18 protein-coding genes and 1 pseudogene are annotated in these 19,027 nt (G+C 73.6%); 11 read left to right on the forward strand and 8 right to left on the reverse strand.

Features of this window, described 5'->3' with window-relative positions:
* Positions 1-217: 217 nt before the first annotated feature.
* Complete coding sequence (locus ACFY10_RS11590; protein ID WP_390664854.1) at positions 218-1,303, reverse strand: hypothetical protein; 1,086 nt, start codon at positions 1,301-1,303, stop codon at positions 218-220.
* Positions 1,304-1,309: 6 nt separating this feature from the next.
* Positions 1,310-1,744: a hypothetical protein gene (locus ACFY10_RS11595; RefSeq protein ID WP_390664855.1), complete on the reverse strand. Its 435-nt coding sequence runs from the start codon at positions 1,742-1,744 to the stop codon at positions 1,310-1,312.
* 101 nt (positions 1,745-1,845) lie between these two features.
* Between ACFY10_RS11595 and ACFY10_RS11600 the strand changes: the two genes are divergently transcribed.
* The 4 genes from ACFY10_RS11600 to ACFY10_RS11615 all read left to right on the forward strand — a co-directional run bounded on the left by ACFY10_RS11600 (position 1,846) and on the right by ACFY10_RS11615 (position 7,686).
* The gene (locus ACFY10_RS11600; protein WP_390664856.1) at positions 1,846-3,582 is read left to right on the forward strand and encodes an FHA domain-containing protein; all 1,737 of its coding nucleotides are present in this window, start codon (positions 1,846-1,848) and stop codon (positions 3,580-3,582) included.
* Entirely contained in the window at positions 3,579-5,171 is a 1,593-nt protein-coding gene (locus tag ACFY10_RS11605; protein ID WP_390664857.1) for a serine/threonine-protein kinase, read from the forward strand. Before ACFY10_RS11600 ends, ACFY10_RS11605 begins: the two co-directional genes overlap by 4 nt.
* Before the next feature lie 52 nt (positions 5,172-5,223).
* Positions 5,224-6,783, forward strand: a complete 1,560-nt coding sequence (locus tag ACFY10_RS11610; protein WP_390664858.1) for a hypothetical protein — start codon at positions 5,224-5,226, stop codon at positions 6,781-6,783.
* 162 nt (positions 6,784-6,945) lie between these two features.
* On the forward strand, positions 6,946-7,686 hold the full coding sequence (locus tag ACFY10_RS11615) for an alpha/beta fold hydrolase (protein ID WP_390664859.1): 741 nt from the start codon (positions 6,946-6,948) through the stop codon (positions 7,684-7,686).
* A gap of 18 nt (positions 7,687-7,704) precedes the next feature.
* On the opposite strand, the gene ACFY10_RS11620 is transcribed toward ACFY10_RS11615, so the two are convergent.
* Both ACFY10_RS11620 and ACFY10_RS11625 read right to left on the reverse strand, forming a co-directional pair.
* On the reverse strand, positions 7,705-8,658 hold the full coding sequence (locus tag ACFY10_RS11620) for a M56 family metallopeptidase (RefSeq protein WP_390664860.1): 954 nt from the start codon (positions 8,656-8,658) through the stop codon (positions 7,705-7,707).
* An 84-nt stretch (positions 8,659-8,742) separates the two neighbouring features.
* Complete coding sequence (locus ACFY10_RS11625) at positions 8,743-9,168, reverse strand: BlaI/MecI/CopY family transcriptional regulator (protein WP_390664861.1); 426 nt, start codon at positions 9,166-9,168, stop codon at positions 8,743-8,745.
* Positions 9,169-9,287: 119 nt separating this feature from the next.
* Here ACFY10_RS11625 and ACFY10_RS11630 point away from each other — a divergent pair, with 119 nt between their 5' ends.
* The 6 genes and pseudogenes from ACFY10_RS11630 (at position 9,288) to ACFY10_RS11655 (ending at position 14,149) form a co-directional block, all read left to right on the forward strand.
* Positions 9,288-9,953, forward strand: a complete 666-nt coding sequence (locus ACFY10_RS11630; protein WP_390664862.1) for a DedA family protein — start codon at positions 9,288-9,290, stop codon at positions 9,951-9,953.
* On the forward strand, positions 9,950-10,555 hold the full coding sequence (locus ACFY10_RS11635; protein ID WP_390664863.1) for a phosphatase PAP2 family protein: 606 nt from the start codon (positions 9,950-9,952) through the stop codon (positions 10,553-10,555). The genes ACFY10_RS11630 and ACFY10_RS11635 overlap by 4 nt, the downstream gene beginning before the upstream one ends.
* A gap of 63 nt (positions 10,556-10,618) precedes the next feature.
* Positions 10,619-10,753, forward strand: coding sequence for a hypothetical protein (locus ACFY10_RS11640; protein ID WP_390664864.1), 135 nt, complete (start codon positions 10,619-10,621; stop codon positions 10,751-10,753).
* A 467-nt stretch (positions 10,754-11,220) separates the two neighbouring features.
* Positions 11,221-11,448, forward strand: a pseudogene (locus ACFY10_RS11645) (phosphatase PAP2 family protein); the annotation flags it as partial.
* 656 nt (positions 11,449-12,104) lie between these two features.
* Positions 12,105-12,767, forward strand: a complete 663-nt coding sequence (locus ACFY10_RS11650) for a response regulator transcription factor (protein WP_390664865.1) — start codon at positions 12,105-12,107, stop codon at positions 12,765-12,767.
* Positions 12,764-14,149 (forward strand): sensor histidine kinase, encoded by a 1,386-nt coding sequence (locus tag ACFY10_RS11655; protein ID WP_390664866.1) that lies wholly within the window; start codon positions 12,764-12,766, stop codon positions 14,147-14,149. Before ACFY10_RS11650 ends, ACFY10_RS11655 begins: the two co-directional genes overlap by 4 nt.
* Here the strand turns inward: ACFY10_RS11655 and ACFY10_RS11660 are convergent.
* The 4 genes from ACFY10_RS11660 to ACFY10_RS11675 are packed head-to-tail and all read right to left on the reverse strand — an operon-like array spanning position 14,130 to position 18,455.
* Complete coding sequence (locus ACFY10_RS11660; RefSeq protein WP_390664867.1) at positions 14,130-15,023, reverse strand: hypothetical protein; 894 nt, start codon at positions 15,021-15,023, stop codon at positions 14,130-14,132. The two genes, ACFY10_RS11655 and ACFY10_RS11660, sit on opposite strands and share 20 nt — an antisense overlap.
* Entirely contained in the window at positions 15,020-15,877 is an 858-nt protein-coding gene (locus tag ACFY10_RS11665) for a hypothetical protein (RefSeq protein WP_390664868.1), read from the reverse strand. The genes ACFY10_RS11660 and ACFY10_RS11665 overlap by 4 nt, the downstream gene beginning before the upstream one ends.
* 50 nt (positions 15,878-15,927) lie before the next feature.
* Positions 15,928-16,944: a lysylphosphatidylglycerol synthase domain-containing protein gene (locus ACFY10_RS11670; protein ID WP_390664869.1), complete on the reverse strand. Its 1,017-nt coding sequence runs from the start codon at positions 16,942-16,944 to the stop codon at positions 15,928-15,930.
* Positions 16,941-18,455 (reverse strand): hypothetical protein, encoded by a 1,515-nt coding sequence (locus tag ACFY10_RS11675; RefSeq protein ID WP_390664870.1) that lies wholly within the window; start codon positions 18,453-18,455, stop codon positions 16,941-16,943. The genes ACFY10_RS11670 and ACFY10_RS11675 overlap by 4 nt, the downstream gene beginning before the upstream one ends.
* A gap of 136 nt (positions 18,456-18,591) precedes the next feature.
* Between ACFY10_RS11675 and ACFY10_RS11680 the strand changes: the two genes are divergently transcribed.
* Positions 18,592-18,975: a BlaI/MecI/CopY family transcriptional regulator gene (locus tag ACFY10_RS11680; RefSeq protein ID WP_390664871.1), complete on the forward strand. Its 384-nt coding sequence runs from the start codon at positions 18,592-18,594 to the stop codon at positions 18,973-18,975.
* Positions 18,976-19,027: the final 52 nt, after the last annotated feature.

Genomic DNA, 19,027 nt, shown 5'->3' on the forward strand with positions numbered 1-19,027 from the left:
ATTTGGCGGGGGCATGCCATGTGATGGATGAAGTACGCGCTTCCTGCTGTGCGGGTGGTCGCCGCGCCGACGCCCTGTCCAGCAGGGATGCGCCGGTCCAGGCCTTGCGCGGGTCGGGGTGCCGCGTCTATAACCTTCCTGCATGCTTCGGTGGGGATGGCTGGAAATGGCACTCTGCCACCGGCCAGGGGGGTCCCCGACTCCGCCGGAATCGGCATCAACACGCCCAGACCGACGGAGATTTGAGGACATGACCGACCACGCCTTTCGCGATGCCATGACCCGCCTTGCTGTCGACCCGGCATTCCGGGACCAACTCGACGGCGACACCGGCGAGGTGGCACGAAGACTTGGCCTGACGACCGAGCAGGTCGTCGAGCTCCGCGCGCTTCGGGTCGAATCCGGCACCGCGGACGGACCGGCCGCACTCGACGCGAGGCTGTCCAAGTCGTCCCTCTTCTTCGGTGGCGCGGCCCACGCACTGGCGCACCACGACGTGTCGGTCGACCATGCTCCGGCCGAGCACGAGGTGTCCGTCGACCACGCGCCGGTCGAGCACGGGGCCCATGATGCCGAGGCGGGCGCGCTCGACCGAGGTGCGTCCGACAGCGTCAGCCTCATCGGCCGTCAGCTCGACAACACGGCCCTGGGCGGCGGGGACAGCCCGGTGGGCCACCCCGGCGGTTCGGGCGGCTTCGGCGACTTCGGGTCGTTCGACGACCCGGGCGCCTCCGTGGGCGGCGTGGGGCATGACGGTGGCGGGTTCGGCCCCACCGGGGCCGACTTCGGGGGCTTTGGGGGCGAAGGCCCGGGCGGCTTCGGCGGCGGCGAAGGCGGATCGGGCGACTTCGGAGGTCCCGGCGGCGGGGGCGCGGACGGCTTCGGCGGGAGCGACGGCGGTTTCGGGGACTTCGGGAGTTTCGGGGGTTCCGGCGGCGGCTCTGAAAGCGGCTTCGGCGGCTCTGGGGGCTTTGGGGGCTTCGGCGGCGGGGGCGGTTCGGAAGGGGACTTCGGCGGCTTCGGGGGCCACGGCGGGAGCGAGGGCGGCTTCGGCGGTGGTCATGGTGGCGGCGACGTCGGTGAGTTCGGCCATGGCGGCATTTACGACCGCGGTGAAGGCGGAGACGGCGGGGGCGAAGGCGGCGGCGGTGAGGGCGGCGGCGGTGAAGGCGGCAGCGGTGGCGGCGACCAGGAGAACACCGGCCGGCGGCCCGGCGGGGGCGAAGGCGGCGGTGGCGGTGAAGGTGGCGGCGGCGAAGGTGGCGGCGGAGGCGGCGGTGACGAGGGCTCCGGCCACGGACACGGCGGGTCATCCGGTGGGTCCGGTGGTGGCGAGGGCGGTGGCCCCGGGGGTGGTGGCGACGGCGGTGGCGGCGAGGAGGGCTCCGGTCACGGCCACGGCGGCGGCCCCTCCGGCGGCGGTGGCGGCGGTGAAGGCGACGGTGGTGGCAGCCAGGAGAACACCGGTCGGCGCCCCGGTGGCGGTGGTGAGCCCGGAGGCGGCGGTGAAGGCGGCGGTGGCGGCAGTCAGGAGAACACCGGCCGTCGGCCCGGTGGCGGTGGTGAACCCGGAGGCGGCGGTGAAGGCGACGGCGGCGGCAGCCAGGAGAACACGGGGCGGCGCCCCGGCGGTGGCGGTGAGCCCGGTGGCGGTGAAGGCGGTGGCCGCGGAGGCATTCTCGGCGGCTCCGAGAGCGTCCGCGGCGGTGTGACCACCCCCGGCGCCGACGGCATCGGTACGCATCTGTCGCCCTCCGGCCCCGGCACCGCCGCGCCCGGCGGCGGCTTCTCGGGCGGTACGTTCACCAGCGGCTCCTGAGCGGGCCGACCCTGATGCTGTGCCATGTGTGTCGCGTTCACGTACGGCGCGACTTCCCGTACTGCCTGCACTGCGGCACGCTCCGCCGTGGTGCGGCGCCGACGTCGTTCGCCGCGCCCCAGCTGCGCGGCGTCGACGACCCCGCGCTGCTCGTACCGCTGACCGGCCCGGTGACGACGCTGGGCCGCGGCTCGGAGAACAACGTCGTCCTGTCCGACGGCAGCGTGTCACGCCGGCATGCCCGGATCGTCCGGACCGGGGCGGGTTTCCGGATCGAGGACCTGGACTCGTTCAACGGCACGGCGGTCGGCGGCGTGGACCTGCACGGAGGCGCGGCGCATCTCGCCGACGGCACCGAGCTGTCCGTCGGTGACGTCCGCCTGGTGTTCGAGCAGCCCCGCGACGCCCGGGTCGGCTCACGCACCATGATCGTCGGCACTCAGCTGACCCAACTGCCCACCACCGTCGACGAGGAGGTGCCGGAGGCGACCGGCCCCCTCACCGCGCGACCCCGCCGCCGCTCAGGGTGGGCGCTCAAGCAAGTGCCCACGGACCGCGGGGAACCCGGCTGGGTGCTGAGCAACACACGGACCGGCGTGTATCTGCGGCTGGACGAGCGCGAGGTCTTCCTCTGGAACGCCGTCGACGGCGAGAACACCGTACGGGACCTGCTGTTCGCCTACGCGGACCGCTTCGGCGAGCTGGCGCTGCCGCGGATCGAGGCCGCGCTGGCGGCGTTCGCGGACGCGGGACTGCTGCGCGGCCTGCCCGGCCGCCCCGAGCAGGAGCAGACCAGGGGCTGGCGGCGGGCCGGGCGGGCGTTGTACCGGACCCTGCTGAAACTGGAGATCTCCGTACCGGGCCTCGACGGCGCCGTGACCCGCCTGTACGGCGCGTTCGGCTGGCGGTTGTTCACCAGAACCGGGGTGACGCTCGTCTGGCTGTCGGTCGTCGGAGGTCTCGTCGCGTTCTTCAGGGCACAGCGACGCCAGCACCTGCTGGACTTCGGCGGCGCCGGCGTCTGGGGCCCTGTCACGCTGGCAGCTGGATACGTCTCGGCCCTGGTGATCCACGAGCTGACGCACGCCCTGGCCGTGAAGTCGTACGGCCGCAAGGTCCGGCGCGGCGGGTTCCTGCTCATGATGGGGATGCCGTTCGCCTTCGTGGACACCAGCGACATGTGGTTCGGCTCCCGCTGGTCACGGGTCGTGGTGGCACTGTCGGGGCCGGTCTCCACGGCTGCGCTGGCCGGCTGGTGCGCGGTGGGTGCCGCCTACCTCCCGGCCGGCCCGGCCTCGGCCGTACTGTTCCAGCTGGCCTTCGGGCTGTATCTGAACACCCTCTACAACTTCAACCCCCTGATGCCGCTGGACGGTTACCAGGCGCTGACCGACGCGCTGCGTGTGCCACGGCTGCGCGAGGAGGCCAGCGCCTACTTCCGCAAGGGGCTCTGGCAGGACCTGCGGGCGGGCCGCCGCCCCGGACCGCGCCAGACGGGAATGGCCGCCTACGGCCTCGCGGTCGTCCTCGGGACGTACGGCTTCCTGGTCCTCGCCCTGCTGGCCTGGCGTTCCCGGCTCGGGGATCTGCTGCAGGGGCGGGTGCCCCCGCCGTGGGACACGGTGATCGTGGGGGTCGTGGTCGGCCTGGTGGCGTTCCCGGTGTGGGCCGCGCCGATGCGGCGGCTGATACGCCGGCTGAGGCGGCGGCGCCGGGCCGGTGGCGGTCCCGTGTCCGCCGTTGCCGTGGAGGGTGTGGCATGACGGGGATCGCGGACGGCGCCGGGGCACAGGACGACGGCTGGGCCGTGCCTGGTTACCCGGCCGTGCGGACGCTCGGCGAGGGCGCCGGCGGACGCGTCGTACTGGCCCGGCACGCGGCGACGGGCGTACCCGTGGCGATCAAGTACCTGAGCGACCGGCTCCGCGGCGACCAGGAGTTCCTGGCCCGCTTCCGGGCCGAGGCACGGCTGCTGGGCGACCTCCGGCACCCGTGTGTCGTAAGCCTCTACGAGTACGTCGAGGCGCGCCGGGGTGCCGCGATCGTCATGGAGGCGGTGGACGGGGTCAGTCTCCGTGAGCTGCTGCGCGCGCAGGGGGCGACCGGTCCGGAGGCCGCCCTGGTCCTGCTGAAGGGGGCACTGCTGGGACTCGGCGCGGCCCATGCGGCCGGAGTGGTCCACCGCGACTACAAGCCGGAGAACGTGCTGGTCCGTGCCGACGGTTCGAGCGCGCTGGCCGACTTCGGTATCGCCGTGCGGGTCGGCCGGGTGACGGAAGCCGCGGGCACGCCCGCCTACATGGCGCCCGAGCAGTGGCGCGGTGAGCCCGCGGGACCGGCGGGCGACGTGTACGCGGCGGCGGCGGTGCTCTTCGAATGCCTCACCGGCCGACGGCCGTTCACCGGTGACGACGTGACGGCGCTGCGCCTGCAGCACCTGCGGGCACCCGTGGAACTGGGCGACGTACCCGGCCCGCTACGCGGCCTGCTGCGCCAGGGCATGGCCAAGGATCCGGCGGACCGCCCCGGCATCGAGGCGTTCCTCGCCGAGCTGGAGCGGTCCGCCATCGAGGGGTACGGCGCCGGCTGGGAGGAGCGCGGACGCCGAAGGCTCGCCGAACTCGCCGCTCTGGCAGCCCTGTTGTTCCCCTTCGCCACGGCACCGGCCGTCTACGAGGCCGCGCGCGCCCTGACCGTACTGGGCCGGTTCAAGCACGGCGGCTGGAAGGCGGCCACCGGGGCGGCCGCGCTGGCGCTGATCGTCGGCGGGGTGACCGCCGCGACGGCCGGTACGCACGACACGACCACGACGGCGGCCAGTTCCACGCCGACGGGATCCGGCGGCATCGGCTCGCCCGCCGCCTCATCCCCTTCGGCGTCCCCCTCGCCGGACCCGACCGCGCCGACGGCCGGCGCATCGCCCTCCGGCACCCCCTCGACAGACCCGCCGCCGGGCGACCCGTCGGACGTCCCGTCCTCGCCCACCACACCGCCGACGACCTCCTCGCCTCCGACCACCGCGGCTCCGGATCCATCGACGCCGGGCACGGTCACGATCGTCATCGGTTCCTGGCACCGCGGGCAGAACCCCAGCACGATGATCGCCGACGTCACGGTCACGACGAGCGGCACCGGACCCCTGACACTGACGGCGGACTTCTACGCCGGCACGCCCGACGAGCCCTACGGTTCCCAGTCGCGACCGTTGTCGGGCAGCACTCAGTACGCGGTGAGCTTCACGGCGGACTTCTCCAACCACCCGTGTCGTGGCACATGGAACGTCGCCCTCACGAGCAGCCCGGGGTCCGCGAACGGGACGCAGACGGCCGCCATGGACGCACCACCGTGCTGAGCATCCGCGACAGCCGCAGGCCCCTGCCGTGCACCGAGGAGAGCAGACCGACATGACGACAGCCGCCGGGGTCGCCGGGCGCCCGTTCTCGGGCTGGTCCCGTGACGCCCGCTGGGGCACCTGGTACGCCCTGCGCCCGGAACACGACGACGCGCCGTCGCCGGGGGCGCTGCGGATCGACCGTGCCCTGCTGGCACCCGAGGGCGCGCGCGAGCGGCTGGCGACCGCGGTGCTCGCCGTGGCCAGGCTCCGGCTGCCCGGTGTGCCGGCCACGGTCGACCTCGTGGCGGAGGCCGGTGATGTGTGGCTGATCAGCGCCCGCCCGCCTGCTCCCACGCTCGCCGACATCGCGGCCGCCGACGGCCCCCGGCCGGACGCGGGCAGCGTGGCGAGCGTCCTCAACGAGACCGCGCAGACGCTGCTCGCCCTGCATGCGGCCGGGCTGGCCCACGGATCGCTCGCACCCGACAGCGTCGTCCTCGCCCCGGACGGCACCGCCCTGCTCGCCGAGGCGGCGCTGGGTACCGCGCTGGGCGACGACACGCCCGCGGCGTCCGCCGGGCGTGCCGACATCACGGCGTGGGCCGCCCTCGCCCGGACACTCGGCACCACCTGGGCGGCGGCCGGCACACCGGCGGCGGACCTGTTCGCCCGGTGCGCCGCCACCGCCGAGTCCGGAGGCCTCGCCGCCGCCCGTGCCGTGCTAGTCGCCGGGCGTACGGTGCTCCCCGCGGACTTCCTGCAACGGACCGCCCTCCGCGCTGCCACGGCCGCGGCGCTTGCGGACTTCACCCTGCAGGCGACGAAAGACGCGCCGCCCGCGGCAAGGGCGACGGGCACACCGAAGCCCCCGGCACCGGGCGCCGAGACCACGGCCCCGGTGCGGGGCGACGACGCCGCGCGCCCCGCCGAGACGGACGTACGGGCCGCCGTACGGGAGGACGTATCGGCCGACACCCGGATCGACGCGACGGCCACGCTCCCAGGGCGGCTCGACAACGTCCCGCGCCCCGCCGCCCCGGACGACCAGGCCACGGTCCTGGGCAGGCGGAACCGCACTCCCGGCCCAGGGCCCGCGCCGACCGCGGCGACAGCCGGGGACGACGACATCCTGCTGCGCTTCGGACCCGGCGTTCCCGTCGACGAGCAGGAGACCCTCCGCGCCTTGTGGGAGCGGACTGTCCCCGCGGCGCCGGTCCGCCGTCGCCGACCACGGGCGTGGATCGGGGCGACCGTGGTCCTGACAGCCATGGCCGTCGTGGTCTGGCTGCTCCTCCTGCGCCCGTCCGCCGGGCCGTCCGTCACAGCCGCCGAGGTCCGGGCGCCCGCCGGGCGGTTGCACTGCGGCCAGACCGCCGACGTCATCGGGGTCCTGACCACCGACGGCCACGGCGGTCCGGTGACCTACCGATGGCTGCGCAGCGACGGACACGACTCCGGTGAACTGGTCCACGAGGCCGGCCGTGGCGACTCGACGATCACCGTCCACCTCCGTTGGACGGTCCGAGGCCCCGGCCGCTTCCGGGGCACCGCCCGCCTCCAGGTCCTGCACCAGGACGGCACGAGCGCCCCGATCGAGGCGGAGGGCACCGTCCGCTACTCCTGCCCCTGAGGTCGTCGGGAAATCGCCGCCAAAGGGACGGACCATGGGCCTGTGCGGCAGTTTTCGCCCGTCGACAGGAGGACAGGGCATGGCACGGGTCGGAGTGAACGGTGCAGAGCTCTTCTACGAGGCGGCCGGGGACGGCGATCCGCTGGTCCTGGTGCACGGATCGTGGGTGACCACTACAACTGGGTCCCGGTCCTCGACGCACTCGCGGAGCGATTCCGGGTCCTCGTCTACGACCGGCGCGGGCACAGCCTGAGCGAGCGCCCGCCGGGTCAGGGGAGCCGCTTGGAGGACGAGGAGGATCTTGCGGCGCTGATGGACACGCTGGGGTTCGCGCCGGCGTACGTGGCAGCCAACTCCTTCGGAGCCTCGACCGCACTCGGCCTGGCCGCCACACGTCCCGGGCTCTTCCGGGGTCTCATCGCCCACGAGCCCCCGCTCATGGACATCGTGGCCGACGTTCCCGAGCTGCAGCCGCTGATGACGGCCACCGGGAAGAAGATCGAATCCGTGCTCGCCCACCTGCGCGCGGGCGAGACCCTGGAGGGAGCACGCGAGTTCGTGGAAGAGGTCGCCCTGGGCCCCGGCATGTGGGAACAGCTGCCGGACGTGGTCCAGGAGACGTTCCTGCGCAACGCCCCCACCTTCGTGGACGAGCAGACCGATCCGAACTGGGCCTTCCTCGACCTCGATCGCCTCTCCGGCTATACCGGGCCCGCCCTGCTGTCGAAAGGCACAGAGAGCCCGCCGTGGTTCGCCACGATCATCACCCGGTTGTCCGGGGCCCTGCCCCAGGCGCGGACGCACACCTTCGAGGGCGCGGGACACATCCCCCATGTCACCCATCCCGACGATTACGTCGACCTCGTGACCCGTTTCGTCGAAGGGGTCCGTCGGTCTTCGTGACCGCTGGACCTGCGCGGTTCAGTCGCCGTCGGCGACGGCGGGACCCTGTTCCCCTTGGGCGATCTCGATGCCGGCGTGCAGATCCGTGGCCGCGTCCAGCACCGCCGTCGCCGATACGGCCACGCAGGCCAGAAGCAGACAGGCCAGGGCGCGGGGGAGCCGGCGGGCGGCGGGCGCGGACGTGCTCAGGAGGGCGGTGACGCGGCGGGGTACGGGGCCCGCCGTGGCCGTGAGCGACAGGCGGGGGCGCGCCGAAGGGCCTGTCGCACGGGCCGCGAGGGCGGCGCGGCCGACGGCGCGGGCGGTGAGCGCCCGGTCGCCCGTCGCCTGCGCCGCGGACTCGTCGGCCCAGCGCTCCAGGGCGTACGACAGCGGCGCGCGCAGGCCGCGCAGGGCGGGGTGCAGCGCGACGGCGAGCTCGGCGGCCGCGAGGAAGACGTGGTGGCGGCCGCTGAGGTGGGCGCGCTCGTGGGCGAACAGCACCTCGCGTTCCCCCGCGCTGAGGGCGCGCAGCATTCCGGTCGTCACCACGATGCGGCCGGGCCGCCCGGGCAGGGCGTAGGCGTCGGGCCGGTCGTCGTGCCGCACACAGAGGTCGCCGGCGCTCGCCCCGCTGCCGAACTGCCGGTGCGCGGCGCGCAGTTCACGCAGGTGGCGGCGGGTCCGGTCGAGCACCAGGACACCGAGACCCGTCAGCGCGAGGGCAGCCAGGAGCGCGGCCGGCACGGTGGCGGGCGAGCCGTCGCCCAGCAGATGCGGGGACAGGTGGGCGGCCTGGGCCACGACGGACAGACGCAGGGCGCCGGCAAGGGCGAGCATGCCCAGCGCGGCCGTACTGGACAGGGCGAGAACCAGCGCCAGAGCGGTCAGCACCCAGGCGGCCGTCCGCGGCGCCAAGTGCTCGGCACCACGCCGGGCCACGGGCACGGCGAGGAACGGCACGAGCAGCGGGAGCCACACGGCGTAGATCACGGGATTCCTCCAGGGGCCGCCGGTCCGGTCCTTAGTCGACCAGCCTACGCGGTGCAGCCGTCAGCAAGATCGTTACGGCAATGTTCAGACGGTGTCGGCACCCGCCGCCGGGCCGCCCTCCAGGAGCGTGCGCAGGAGCCGTTCGTCCTCCGGGCTCAGATCGGAGACGAAGCGGGCGAGGACTGTGCCGCGGTCCTCGTCCTTGTCGAGCTCGGCGTGCATACGGCGGGCCGTGAGGCCGGGGGAGTCCTGGGCCGGGGCGTACGCGTAGCCCCGGCCCGAGCGCGCACGGGTGACCGCGCCCTTGGCGTGCAGGCGCGTGAGGATCGTGGTGACCGTGGTGCGGGCGAGGCCGCCGCCGAGCTCCAGCTGGACGGCGCCGGGCGTGAGCGGGGCGCCGGCGGCCCACAGTGCGGCCAGCACGCTCGCCTCGAGCTCGCCGGCCGGCCGCCGGTCCGTGCGCCCGTCGACCGGGCCGTCGGCCGGCTCGTCAATCCGCCCCTCGGGCATGGGAACGCTCCTCGGCTCTCATTCGTCTACAGTTCAGTAGACGGTCTACATGACTGTAGTCGCTCGGTGCGGGTCCGTGCCCGCTCCGTCCACGTCCCAGTATGAGAGGGGTCGCCTCCGTGGCAGCTGCCCAGTTCGCCGTAGCCCAAGCGGTGAACGTCCTGGATGCCGGATCCCTGCTGTCCGCCTTCGGCGCGCTCGGCATCGCCGTCGCCATGTTCGCCGAGACCGGCCTGCTGGTCGGCTTCTTCCTGCCCGGCGACTCCCTGCTGTTCACGGCCGGGCTGCTGTGCGTCCCCGGTGTCCACGGATCCGTGCACCTGTCGCTTCCGCAGGTGCTGGCCGCCGCCGTGGTCGGCGCGCTGCTCGGTGCCCAGACGGGGTACTTGATCGGGCGGCGGGGCGGCCGCGCGCTGCTGGCCCGCAGCCGCGCGAAGAAGCTGCACGAGGGCGCGGCGCGGGCCGAGGAACTGCTCGCGCGCTACGGGCACGCCAAGGCGGTGGTCCTGGCCCGCTTCGTGCCGGTCGTGCGCACCGTGCTGAACCCGCTGGCGGGGGCGCTCGACGTGCCGGTGCGGGTCTTCACCCTGTGGCAGGTGATCGGCGGTCTGGTCTGGACGATCGGTCTGGTGCTGGGCGGCTACGCGCTGGGTTCCTCGGTGCCGAACGTCGACCGCTACCTGCTGCCGCTGGTCGCTCTCGTGGTCGTCCTCTCCCTGACCCCGATCGCTCTCGAGGCCCGGCGCGCGCGTGCCCGCCGCGCCTCCGAGGGGACCCCCTCGTGACTGGCCTCGCCTTCGGCGGCGCCTCGGTGGACGGTGGCCTGTACACCTGGATCACCGGCCTCGCCCGCGACACCCCGCACCCGGTGAACACCGTGATCGCCGTCTGGTCCGACTACGGCCTTGCGCTGTTCGGCGTGCTGATGCTCATCGCCTGGTGGTGGGCTCGCAGCGCGGGGGATGCGCGGATGGTCCGGGCGCTGGCGGCACCCGTGGTCGTGGTGGTCTGTTACGCCGTCGACCTGGTGCTGAAGGCGGCCGTCGCCGAGCGCAGACCCTGCCGGACACTGCACACCGCTACGGTCGAGGCGTGCCCTGCCGCGGGTGACTGGTCGTTCCCCAGCAACCATGCGGTGATCGCCGGGGCCGCCGCGGTGGCGCTGGCGCTCGCGCACCACCGCCTCGGCCGGATCGCGGCCCTGGCCGCCGTCCTGATGGCCGCCTCCCGGATATGGATCGGTGTGCACTATCCGCACGATGTGGCCGTGGGGCTGGCGTTCGGGGCCGGCCTCGCCTGGTTCCTGATGCTCCTGGCGGACCGCGCCGCCCCACTCGTCGAGCGCATGGCCGACACCCGGCTCAGGCCGCTGGTGACGGCTTCATGACGGGGCCGGAGGGGGAGCGGTACGGGCAGGGTGGGGTCGGGGCTGGCGGTGCTACTGGGCGTGATGCCAGTGCTGGGGGAGGTGGGGGTGCTGTCGGGGCTGGTGGAGCTGCTGGGCGCGGTGGGCGTGCTGGGCGCGGCGGGTCTGCTGTCGGATCCGGTGGAGGCGCCGGGCACGGCGGAGAGGCTGCGCGAGTAGCCCGGCGTTCGGCTCGAGGGCCGGCCGCCGGGGAGGGGCGGCGGTGGGCGGTGCACCATGCGCAGGCGCGCGATCCTGCCGGGCGGCCGCGCACGAACCCGAGCGGACGAGAGCCGAGCGCCGACCGCAGCGGACAAGGCCCCATGGTGAACCGGACCGGGCGACGCCCGGTGCTGCTCGCAGCCGTCTGCGCCCTGCTGTTCGCCGCCCTCGCGACCGCGGTGGCCGTGCGCCACGGCGCTCCCCTGCCGGGGGACGGGGCGGCCCACGCGTGGGGGCTCGCGCACCGGCCCCCGGAGGCGGTGGCGCTTGCGCGCGGGATCACCGCGACGGGTACGGGCCCCTGGCCGTACGTGGTCGTCGTGATCGCCGGGTTGATCGCGGGGCGCACCGCAGGTGAGCGGCTCCGCGCAGTCGTCGGCGCCCTGGTCGTGCTGATCGCCGGTCAACTGGTCCGCACCGGGCTGATGGAACTGTTTGCGCGGTCCCGCCCGGCCCCTGCCGACTGGGCGACGCATGCGTCCGGTTTCGCGTTCCCCTCCGGTCACGCCACCACATCGGCCCTCACCGCCGGCCTGCTGTGCTGGGCGGTGACCCGCCGCGCCCGCCCGGACCTCGCCCGCACGACCTGCACGCTCGCGGTGTGCTGGGCGGCCGCGGTCGGCGTCACCCGCGTGTACCTCGGGGTGCACTGGGCCAGCGACGTCATCGGCGGCTGGCTGCTCGCCGCCACCTGGCTGAGCCTGTGGTGGTGGGGCTTGGCACGGGGGCTGCCCGCGGAGTCGACTGGGCGCGGTGGCCGTGGGGCGCCCGGTGCGGCTACGGCGCCTGAGGCTTCCGGCTCACCTCTGCCTTCGGGTGCTCCCGACTCGCCTCTGCCTTCGGACGCTTCCGGGCCGCCCCGGCCCTCGGACGCTTCCGGCCCGCCCTTGCGTTCGGACACCCCGGGTCTGCGTTCGTCGGCGGGCTGTCCTGGCCTGGGTTCGTCTATGGACGCTTCGAGCCTGTCCTTGCCTGCGGGCAGCTCCGGTGCGCTTTCGTCTTCGGGTGCTTCTGGTGTGTGTTCGTCTGTGGACGGTCCGGACTCGTCCTTGCCTGCGGGGAGCTCCGGTGCGGCTTCGTTTTCGGGCACTTCCGGCCTGTCCCCGTCTGCGGACGGTTCCGGTTCGTCCTCGCCCGCGAACACTGCCGACCACCCCCACCTACGGATGCTGCGGGCCCGGACTCACCCCCACCCTCGGACACCCCCGCCCCGCCCCCGCCCTAAGAAACTCCACCCCCACGCCCCACGCCCCACCCACAACGCCCGCCCACCCCACAACCGCCGACGCACGCCCCCCGATGGAGGACCATGCCCCCCAAGATCCTGGTCGTCGAGGACGATCACGCCCTGCGTGATGTGTTGCTGCGCGGCCTGCGGGACGAGGGCTTTGCCACGGTGCCGGCGGCCGACGGTGCGACCGCGCTGCGGCTGGCGGGGGACGGGGTGGCCGCGGCTGTGCTGGATGTCGGGCTGCCGGATGCGGACGGGCGGGACGTGTGTCAGGCGTTGCGGGCGAACGGGTTCGTGGCGCCCGTCATCTTTCTGACCGCACGGCAGGGCCTGACCGACCGGCTGTCCGGGTTCTCGGCGGGCGGTGACGACTACTTGCCCAAGCCCTTCCACCTGGTGGAGCTCGCCGCCCGGCTGCGCGCGGCACTCAAGCGCGCCGCGCCCCCGTCCCGCCCCGCGACCGGCGACCTCGTACTGGACGCCGTGCGGCACTGCCTGCGCGTGCGCGAAACCGAGGTGGACCTCACTCCCACGGAGTTCCGGCTGCTGGCCCCCCTGATGGCAGCCCCCGGCGAGATCGTGAGCCGTCGCGAACTCGTCCGGGCGGGCTGGCCGGAGGGCGCCCAGGTCAGTGACAACACCCTCGACCAGTACCTGACCCGGCTGCGCCGCAAGCTGCGCGAGGCGGGCAGCGACGTGACGATCGGCACCGCACGCGGCATCGGACATCGGCTGTCATGACCGCGCTCCGTCCCCGTCTCGTCCCCCGCACCCTGCGCGGCCGGCTCTCCCTGGTTGCCCTCACCACCGCCGCCCTCCTCATGGTCATCCTCACCGTGGTCTTCAACACCGTGGTCCGCCACCACCTGCAGCGCCAGGCGGACGACGAACTGCGCACCCGGGCCGCCGCCGTCGCCACCACCGTCGACACCGGCGGCCCGCGGGTGCGGGTCCTGGAGACCGTCAACGACCGGCTCCTGGACGCGAACGTGTGGATCTACGCCGGCTCGCGGCTGCTGGAACGACCGCCCTCCGCCGGCCGGCTCACCCAGGTCGCCGAAGGACTGGCCCGCCAAGGCGGACGGCAGTGCGTCACCGCCTCGGGCCACGGCACGAGTCCCGTCCGCCTGTGCTCCGAGCCCGTCCCCGGCGCACAGCACGCGGCCACCATCGTCACGGCCCTGGACCTGTCCCCGTACCGCAGTTCGGCCGACGCCCTGCTGCTGGGCTCGTTCGCCCTGGACGCAGTGATGCTCGCCTGCACCTACGCCCTGACCCGGCTGGCGGTGGGACGCGCGCTGCGTCCCGTCGGGACGATGACCGACCAGGCGACCCAGTGGAGCGCGGTGGCTTCCGAGGAACGGTTCGGCAGCGCGGAGCGCCCCGCCGAACTGGCCCGTCTGGGCGCGTCGTTGGACGCTCTTCTGGACCGTATCCGCGCGGTGCTGCGGCACGAGCGGCAGCTGACCGGCGAGCTCTCGCACGAGTTGCGCACTCCGCTCAGCCGGATCGTCGCCGAGCTGGACTGGTACCGCTCGCGCCCGCGCGCGGCGGCCGAGACCAGGGCCGTGCACGAGACGATCGCCGATGCCGCCGAGTCGATGCGCACCATCTGCGACACCCTCCTGAACAGCGCCCGCGAGGACGCGACCACCTCCGCCCCCGGCACCGCCCCGGTCCTGCCCACCCTGCGCCGCCTCGCCGAACAGTCGGACGCCCCCGACCACGTGACGGTCACGGTCGAGGGCGCAGGCACGTATGTCGCCGATGGCACGGACGCACGGCTGGAGGCCGGCGTGCAGGACGCCCTCCTGGAACGGATCGTCAGCCCGCTCCTGGCCAACGCCCTGCGGTACGCCCGGTCGAGCGTCACCCTGCGCGCGGACCGGGACGGAGGCGGCGTACGCATCTGGGTCACGGACGACGGACCGGGCGTGCCGCCCGCATTCGCCGGACAGCTCTTCCAGCCCGGCCGACGCGCCGACCCGGACGACGGACACGGCGGAGCGGGCCTGGGGCTGCCGCTGGCGCGGCGCCTGGCCCGCTCCGCCGGGGGCGAGGTCTCCTACGACCCCGAACTCACCCCTGGTGCACGCTTCGTGGTCAGACTGCCGTCCGGCTGACCCCGCCCGCGGGACGCCGCTCGCGCGCGTGGGCGTAGCCCATCAGCCCGACCAGTACGGCCAGCAGCACGGCGGACGATCCCGCCGTGCCGAGGTCGAGGCCGCCCTTGGCGACGGGCTTGGTGAGGAAGTCGCCGGCCGTCGCACCGAGCGGCCGGGTGAGCACGAACGCGAACCAGAACAGCAGCACGTTCGGCACTGCGGGCACCTTCATCAGAGCGACGAGGACGGCGAGCACCCCGGCCACGAGCAGCGCGCCACCGGCGTAGCCGAGGCCGGAGCTGTCGGAGAGGAAGTCGCCCATGGAGGTGCCGAGCGTGTTGGAGACGAGGATCGCCGACCAGAACAGCGCCTCTCCGCGGAAGCTGACGATGTCCCGGATGACGAACGTCATCCCGGTCAGCTTCCACACGGCGAAGATGACGATCAGGATCGTGACCAGGATCGCGGCGCCCGCCGGGTAGCCGATGCCCAGGCCCTGCGGCCCCCAGCCCAGCGAAGTGGCGCCGCCCGAGAGGTACTTGGCGCTGGCGTCGCGGTTCATGAAGTCGGACATCGTGGTGCCGGCCATGCTGGTCGACAGGATGACGGTCCAGTAGAAGAACGGGTTGTAGCGCCGCGACCTGAGCTGGACGACCAACGTCACGACGAAGACCACGAACAGGGCGATCGTGGTCAGGAAGTAGCCGAGCTTGAGGGTCTGCGAGAAGAGGTCGCCGGCCGTCTCGCCGAGGGTGGTCGCCGCGATCTTCATGATCCAGAAGGCCAGGGTGACCTCCGGGAGCTTCTTGAGTACGTCGCGACGGCCGGCGGCGGCGTCGACGTCGGTGAGGACCGTCGACTCCGCCGCTTGTGTGGGGGGTTGGTGGGTCATGCGGCCTGTAGCTCCTGTTCGTCGGGTTTGGTGACGTCCTTGCGGGTGATCACGAGGAAGACGACCAGGCCGAGGATCACCGTGAGGAACAGCGCGCTCGTCACCACGGTGCCCAGGCCCAGTCCGCCGTCCCCGGTGGGCTGAGAGAGGTAGTCGCCGACCGAGGCGCCCAGAGGGCGGGTCAGGACGTAGGCGATCCAGAAGCTCCACACCGCGTTCAGGCCGAGCGCGAAACGCGCGACGGCGACCGCGGCGATGGCCAGCGCGAACAGCACGGCGGAGATCCAGTACCCGAGGTCCATGCGCTCGGCGACCAGGTCACCGGCCGATGTGCCGAGGGCGAAGGTGAACAGGACCGCGAGCCAGTAGAAGGACTCCCGGCGGGTGGTGTCGATGCTGTGGATGGACAGGGTGCGCTCGCTGCGGTACCAGGCGACGAACACGACTGCCAGCAGGACCGCGAACACCGTGGTGGTGGTCTCCAGCGGCACGCCCATGTTGTCGGTCAGGTTGTCGCTGACGAGGGTGCCGACGACGCTGATCAGGGCGACGGCGAGCCAGTACACACCGGCCCGGTAGGCGTTCGTGCGGAACTGGACGACCAGCACCACCGCGAGCAGCGCGCTCATCAGCAGCGACACACCGGTCAGGCCCAGCCCGGCCTTCTCGTTCAGCAGGTCGGCCGCCGTCTCGCCCACGGTGGTGCACAACACCTTGATCACCCAGAAATATACGGTGACTTCGGGAACCTTGTTCAAACGCAGGCGTGATCGGCGGCGGGTGGGCGGCGCGTCGGCGGTGCCGTGCGCATACGCCGCAGTGGCCTCAGTTGTCCCAGACGTATCTGATGTCATGCGGCCGACGCTGTCACTGGAAACCTGAACGCATCCTGACTGCGGTGCCGTCACAGGGCTCTCGAACGGACCAGTCCGGCCAGCACCAGCAGCCCCGGCACCAGCGGCAGCCAGACGGTCAGCAATCGGTAGCCGAGCACCACCGACACGCTCGCCGAGCCCGGGGCACCGGCCGTTGTCAGCGCCCAGGCGAGCGCGGCGTCCAGGGAGCCGAGGCCGCCGGGGGTCGGCAGCAGGACGGCGGCGCTGCTCGCGGCGAGGTAGGCGAGCGCGACCCGCCCTGCGGGCAGCGGTACGTCCAGGGCGTGGACGACGGCGATCACCACCCCCGTGTGCAGGGTCGCGAAGGCCAGCGAGCCGCCCCACAGGGCCGCCGCGCGTCGAGGGTTCTCGTGGACGGCACGTACATCGGCCGCCGCGCAGGCCATTGCGCGCCGCAGCCTCGTCCGCCGCGCCAGCAGGACGGCCAGGGGCACGGCCGCTCCCGCCGCCAGCGCACCGACGAGCAGCTTCGGCCCGCCCACCGACGGCAGCCGCAGAACGCCGGGGCAGGCCAGGGCGAGCACCGCGATCAGGGCGATCCGCACGACGGCCCCCGCGGTGGACTTGACCGCGAGGGCCGTGGCCGCCCGGCCGGATGCCAGCCCGCAGCGCATCAGGAACCGCAGATTGACCGCGCCCGCCCCGAGTCCGGCGGGCAGCAGATGGTTCGCCGCGGACGCCGCGAACTGCACCGTCACCAGCCGCCCGGCAGGCAGCACCTCCCCCACCGCGCCCTGCTGCGCGAGCGCCGCGCACCCCCAGGTCAGCAGGGTGAGCAGGGCCGCCAGCAGCAGCCAGGACCGGTCGGCGACGGCCAGCCGGTCGACACCCGAGTCCAGTACGGGCCAGTGCCGGGCGGCGAGACCGACCGCGCCCACGGCCATGACGAGCGCGACCACGGTCTGCCACGGCGCGAAGCGCTCCGCGGGTTGTGCCGCGATCCGTCGTCTTTCGTCTGCGGCGCCGTCGTGGCTGGTCGCGCAGTTCCCCGCGCCCCTTTTGGGCGCTGCAACCTGGGCACTCATGGGTGGTGCCGTTCTGCTGGTTGTACGGCAGCTGGAGCGAGGTAGGCATAGCCGCCCGTCAGGCTGTGGGGCTGCCAGTTGCGGGCGTAGGGCGGCGGGTGGACGAGGTGTGTCGTGAGGAGGACGACCGGCATCCGGTTCGCGGTCCGGGCGAGTTCCGGGCCGGTGGTGTTGGCGTCGTGGCCGCCGGTGTGGGCGGAGGCGCAGCCGGCGTCGAAGGCGACCGGCACGGACTGGGCGCCGGTGACCAGGCACGGTGGGCGTATGCCGAGACGGCGCAGGTCCGCGGCGGTACGGCCCCAGACCCGGTGGTCGGCGGTGGTCCGGGACACGGCGCGCTCCAACACGGCGAACTGTACGGCCAGATGGCCCGCGAGCCCCACGGCCACCAGCGTCACGGTCACCGCCCGCAGACGCCCGGCCGGCGCGGTGACCAGGCGGGCCAGGGCGTCCGCGACCGGGATCGCGAGCAGGGCGTACGCGGGCAGCAGAAAACGGGGTGCGGCATAGGCGATCAGGAAGAGATAGGGCACCGCCGCGGTCACGGCACAGGCCAGCGGCAGCAGCGTGGCGGCCGTACGGCGGGCCCGTACCGCGATCACCAGCGCGGCGGCGGCGAGCAGCGGCAGGACGAACCACCAGGCGATCACCGGCGCGCTCGGAATCGCCCCGGTGCACGGGCGGCACAGGGCACGTCCGCCGAGGCTGCGCAGCTGGTCGGTGACGGCGTTGTGCAGGCCCAGGCCGCCCTGGATGCGGGAGCCGGCGGACAGCCGGGCGCCGACGCCGCCGTAGTCGACGTACGCCTCGACGATCCACTCGGTCGCCCCCGCCGCGAGGCCCGTGACCAGGGCCAGCAGCAGCCGCAGGTGGCGGCGGGGGCGGACGAACAGCAGGAGCGCGAGCAGCGGAAGCGTGACCCAGACCGCGTCCGTGGGCCGCATCCACGCCATCAGCGCCGCGCCCGCGGCCACGCCCCACAGCGCGCCGCGCCGGGTACGGTCGGCCCGGGCGTGCAGGAAGAAGGCCACGGTGGCCGACGCGCCCACGGCCACCCAGTAGTTGGGCATGGCCTGCGGGCCGTAGAAGAGGGTGATCCACAGTGAGGCGAACAGCGCGCCGCCGGCTGCGAGCACCCGTACCGAGAACAGTCCCCGCCAGGCTCGCAGGGCCCAGTACAGACCGAGCCCCGACAGGACCGCCAGGTACACCCGCAGCAGCGCGGTGGACGACGACCAGGAGGCGACGGGGGCGACCAGCAGAGTGATGCCGCGGGCGCGCGGAGCACTGAAGAACGCCGCCGGGGCGTGTGTGCTCACCTGGCTGACGTACACCGTCTCGTCCCAGCCCAGGCCCATTCCGGGCCGTACCAGGGCGAGTTGGAGCAGTGTGAAGGCGGCCGCCACGGCCGCCGGCCACCACTCGCCCGCGGTGCGCCACGGCGGCCGGGCGGCCGGCGGTGGCCCGTGCTCCGTGACGCGGGTCGGGGCGGCGTCGGAAATCCTCGTCATCGTTCACCCATCCAGCCCTACAAGTTGTAGGGTTGATCCGACCCTACAGGGTGTAGGTGGGGGTGAAACCGGAGCCGGGTAAGGGTCGGGTACGACTTGGTGACCGCCGGACCCTACGCACCGTAAGGTGGTGGCCATGGCAGGCACGACTCCTCGCGGCAGGGGCGAGCGACGCAGCCCCGGCGAGCTGGAGAGCGAGGTCCTCGCCACCCTGTGGGCGACGGACCGGGCACTCACCCCGGCCGAGATCCAGACCGACCTCGGCGGCGATCTCGCCTACAACACCGTGCACACGATCCTGCGGCGACTGCACGACAAGGGCCTCGTCCTGCGGGACGCCGACGGCCGGCGCGGCGCCTACCGCCCGTTGAAGAACGCGGCACAGATGACCGCCGAGGCCATGCACCAGGCCCTGGACCGCGGCCCCGACCCGATAGCCGCCCTCCAGCAGTTCGTCACGGGCCTGAGCCCGGCGGAGGAGGCCGCGCTGCGTGCACTCCTCGGCGAGAGCGGTGCGTGAGGCGGCGGCAGCGACACCGGCAGGGGGTTCATGAGGCGCGCCGGCTTCACCA

It is taken from the genome of Streptomyces sp. NPDC001401, from assembly GCF_042895385.1.
Classification (GTDB): domain Bacteria; phylum Actinomycetota; class Actinomycetes; order Streptomycetales; family Streptomycetaceae; genus Streptomyces.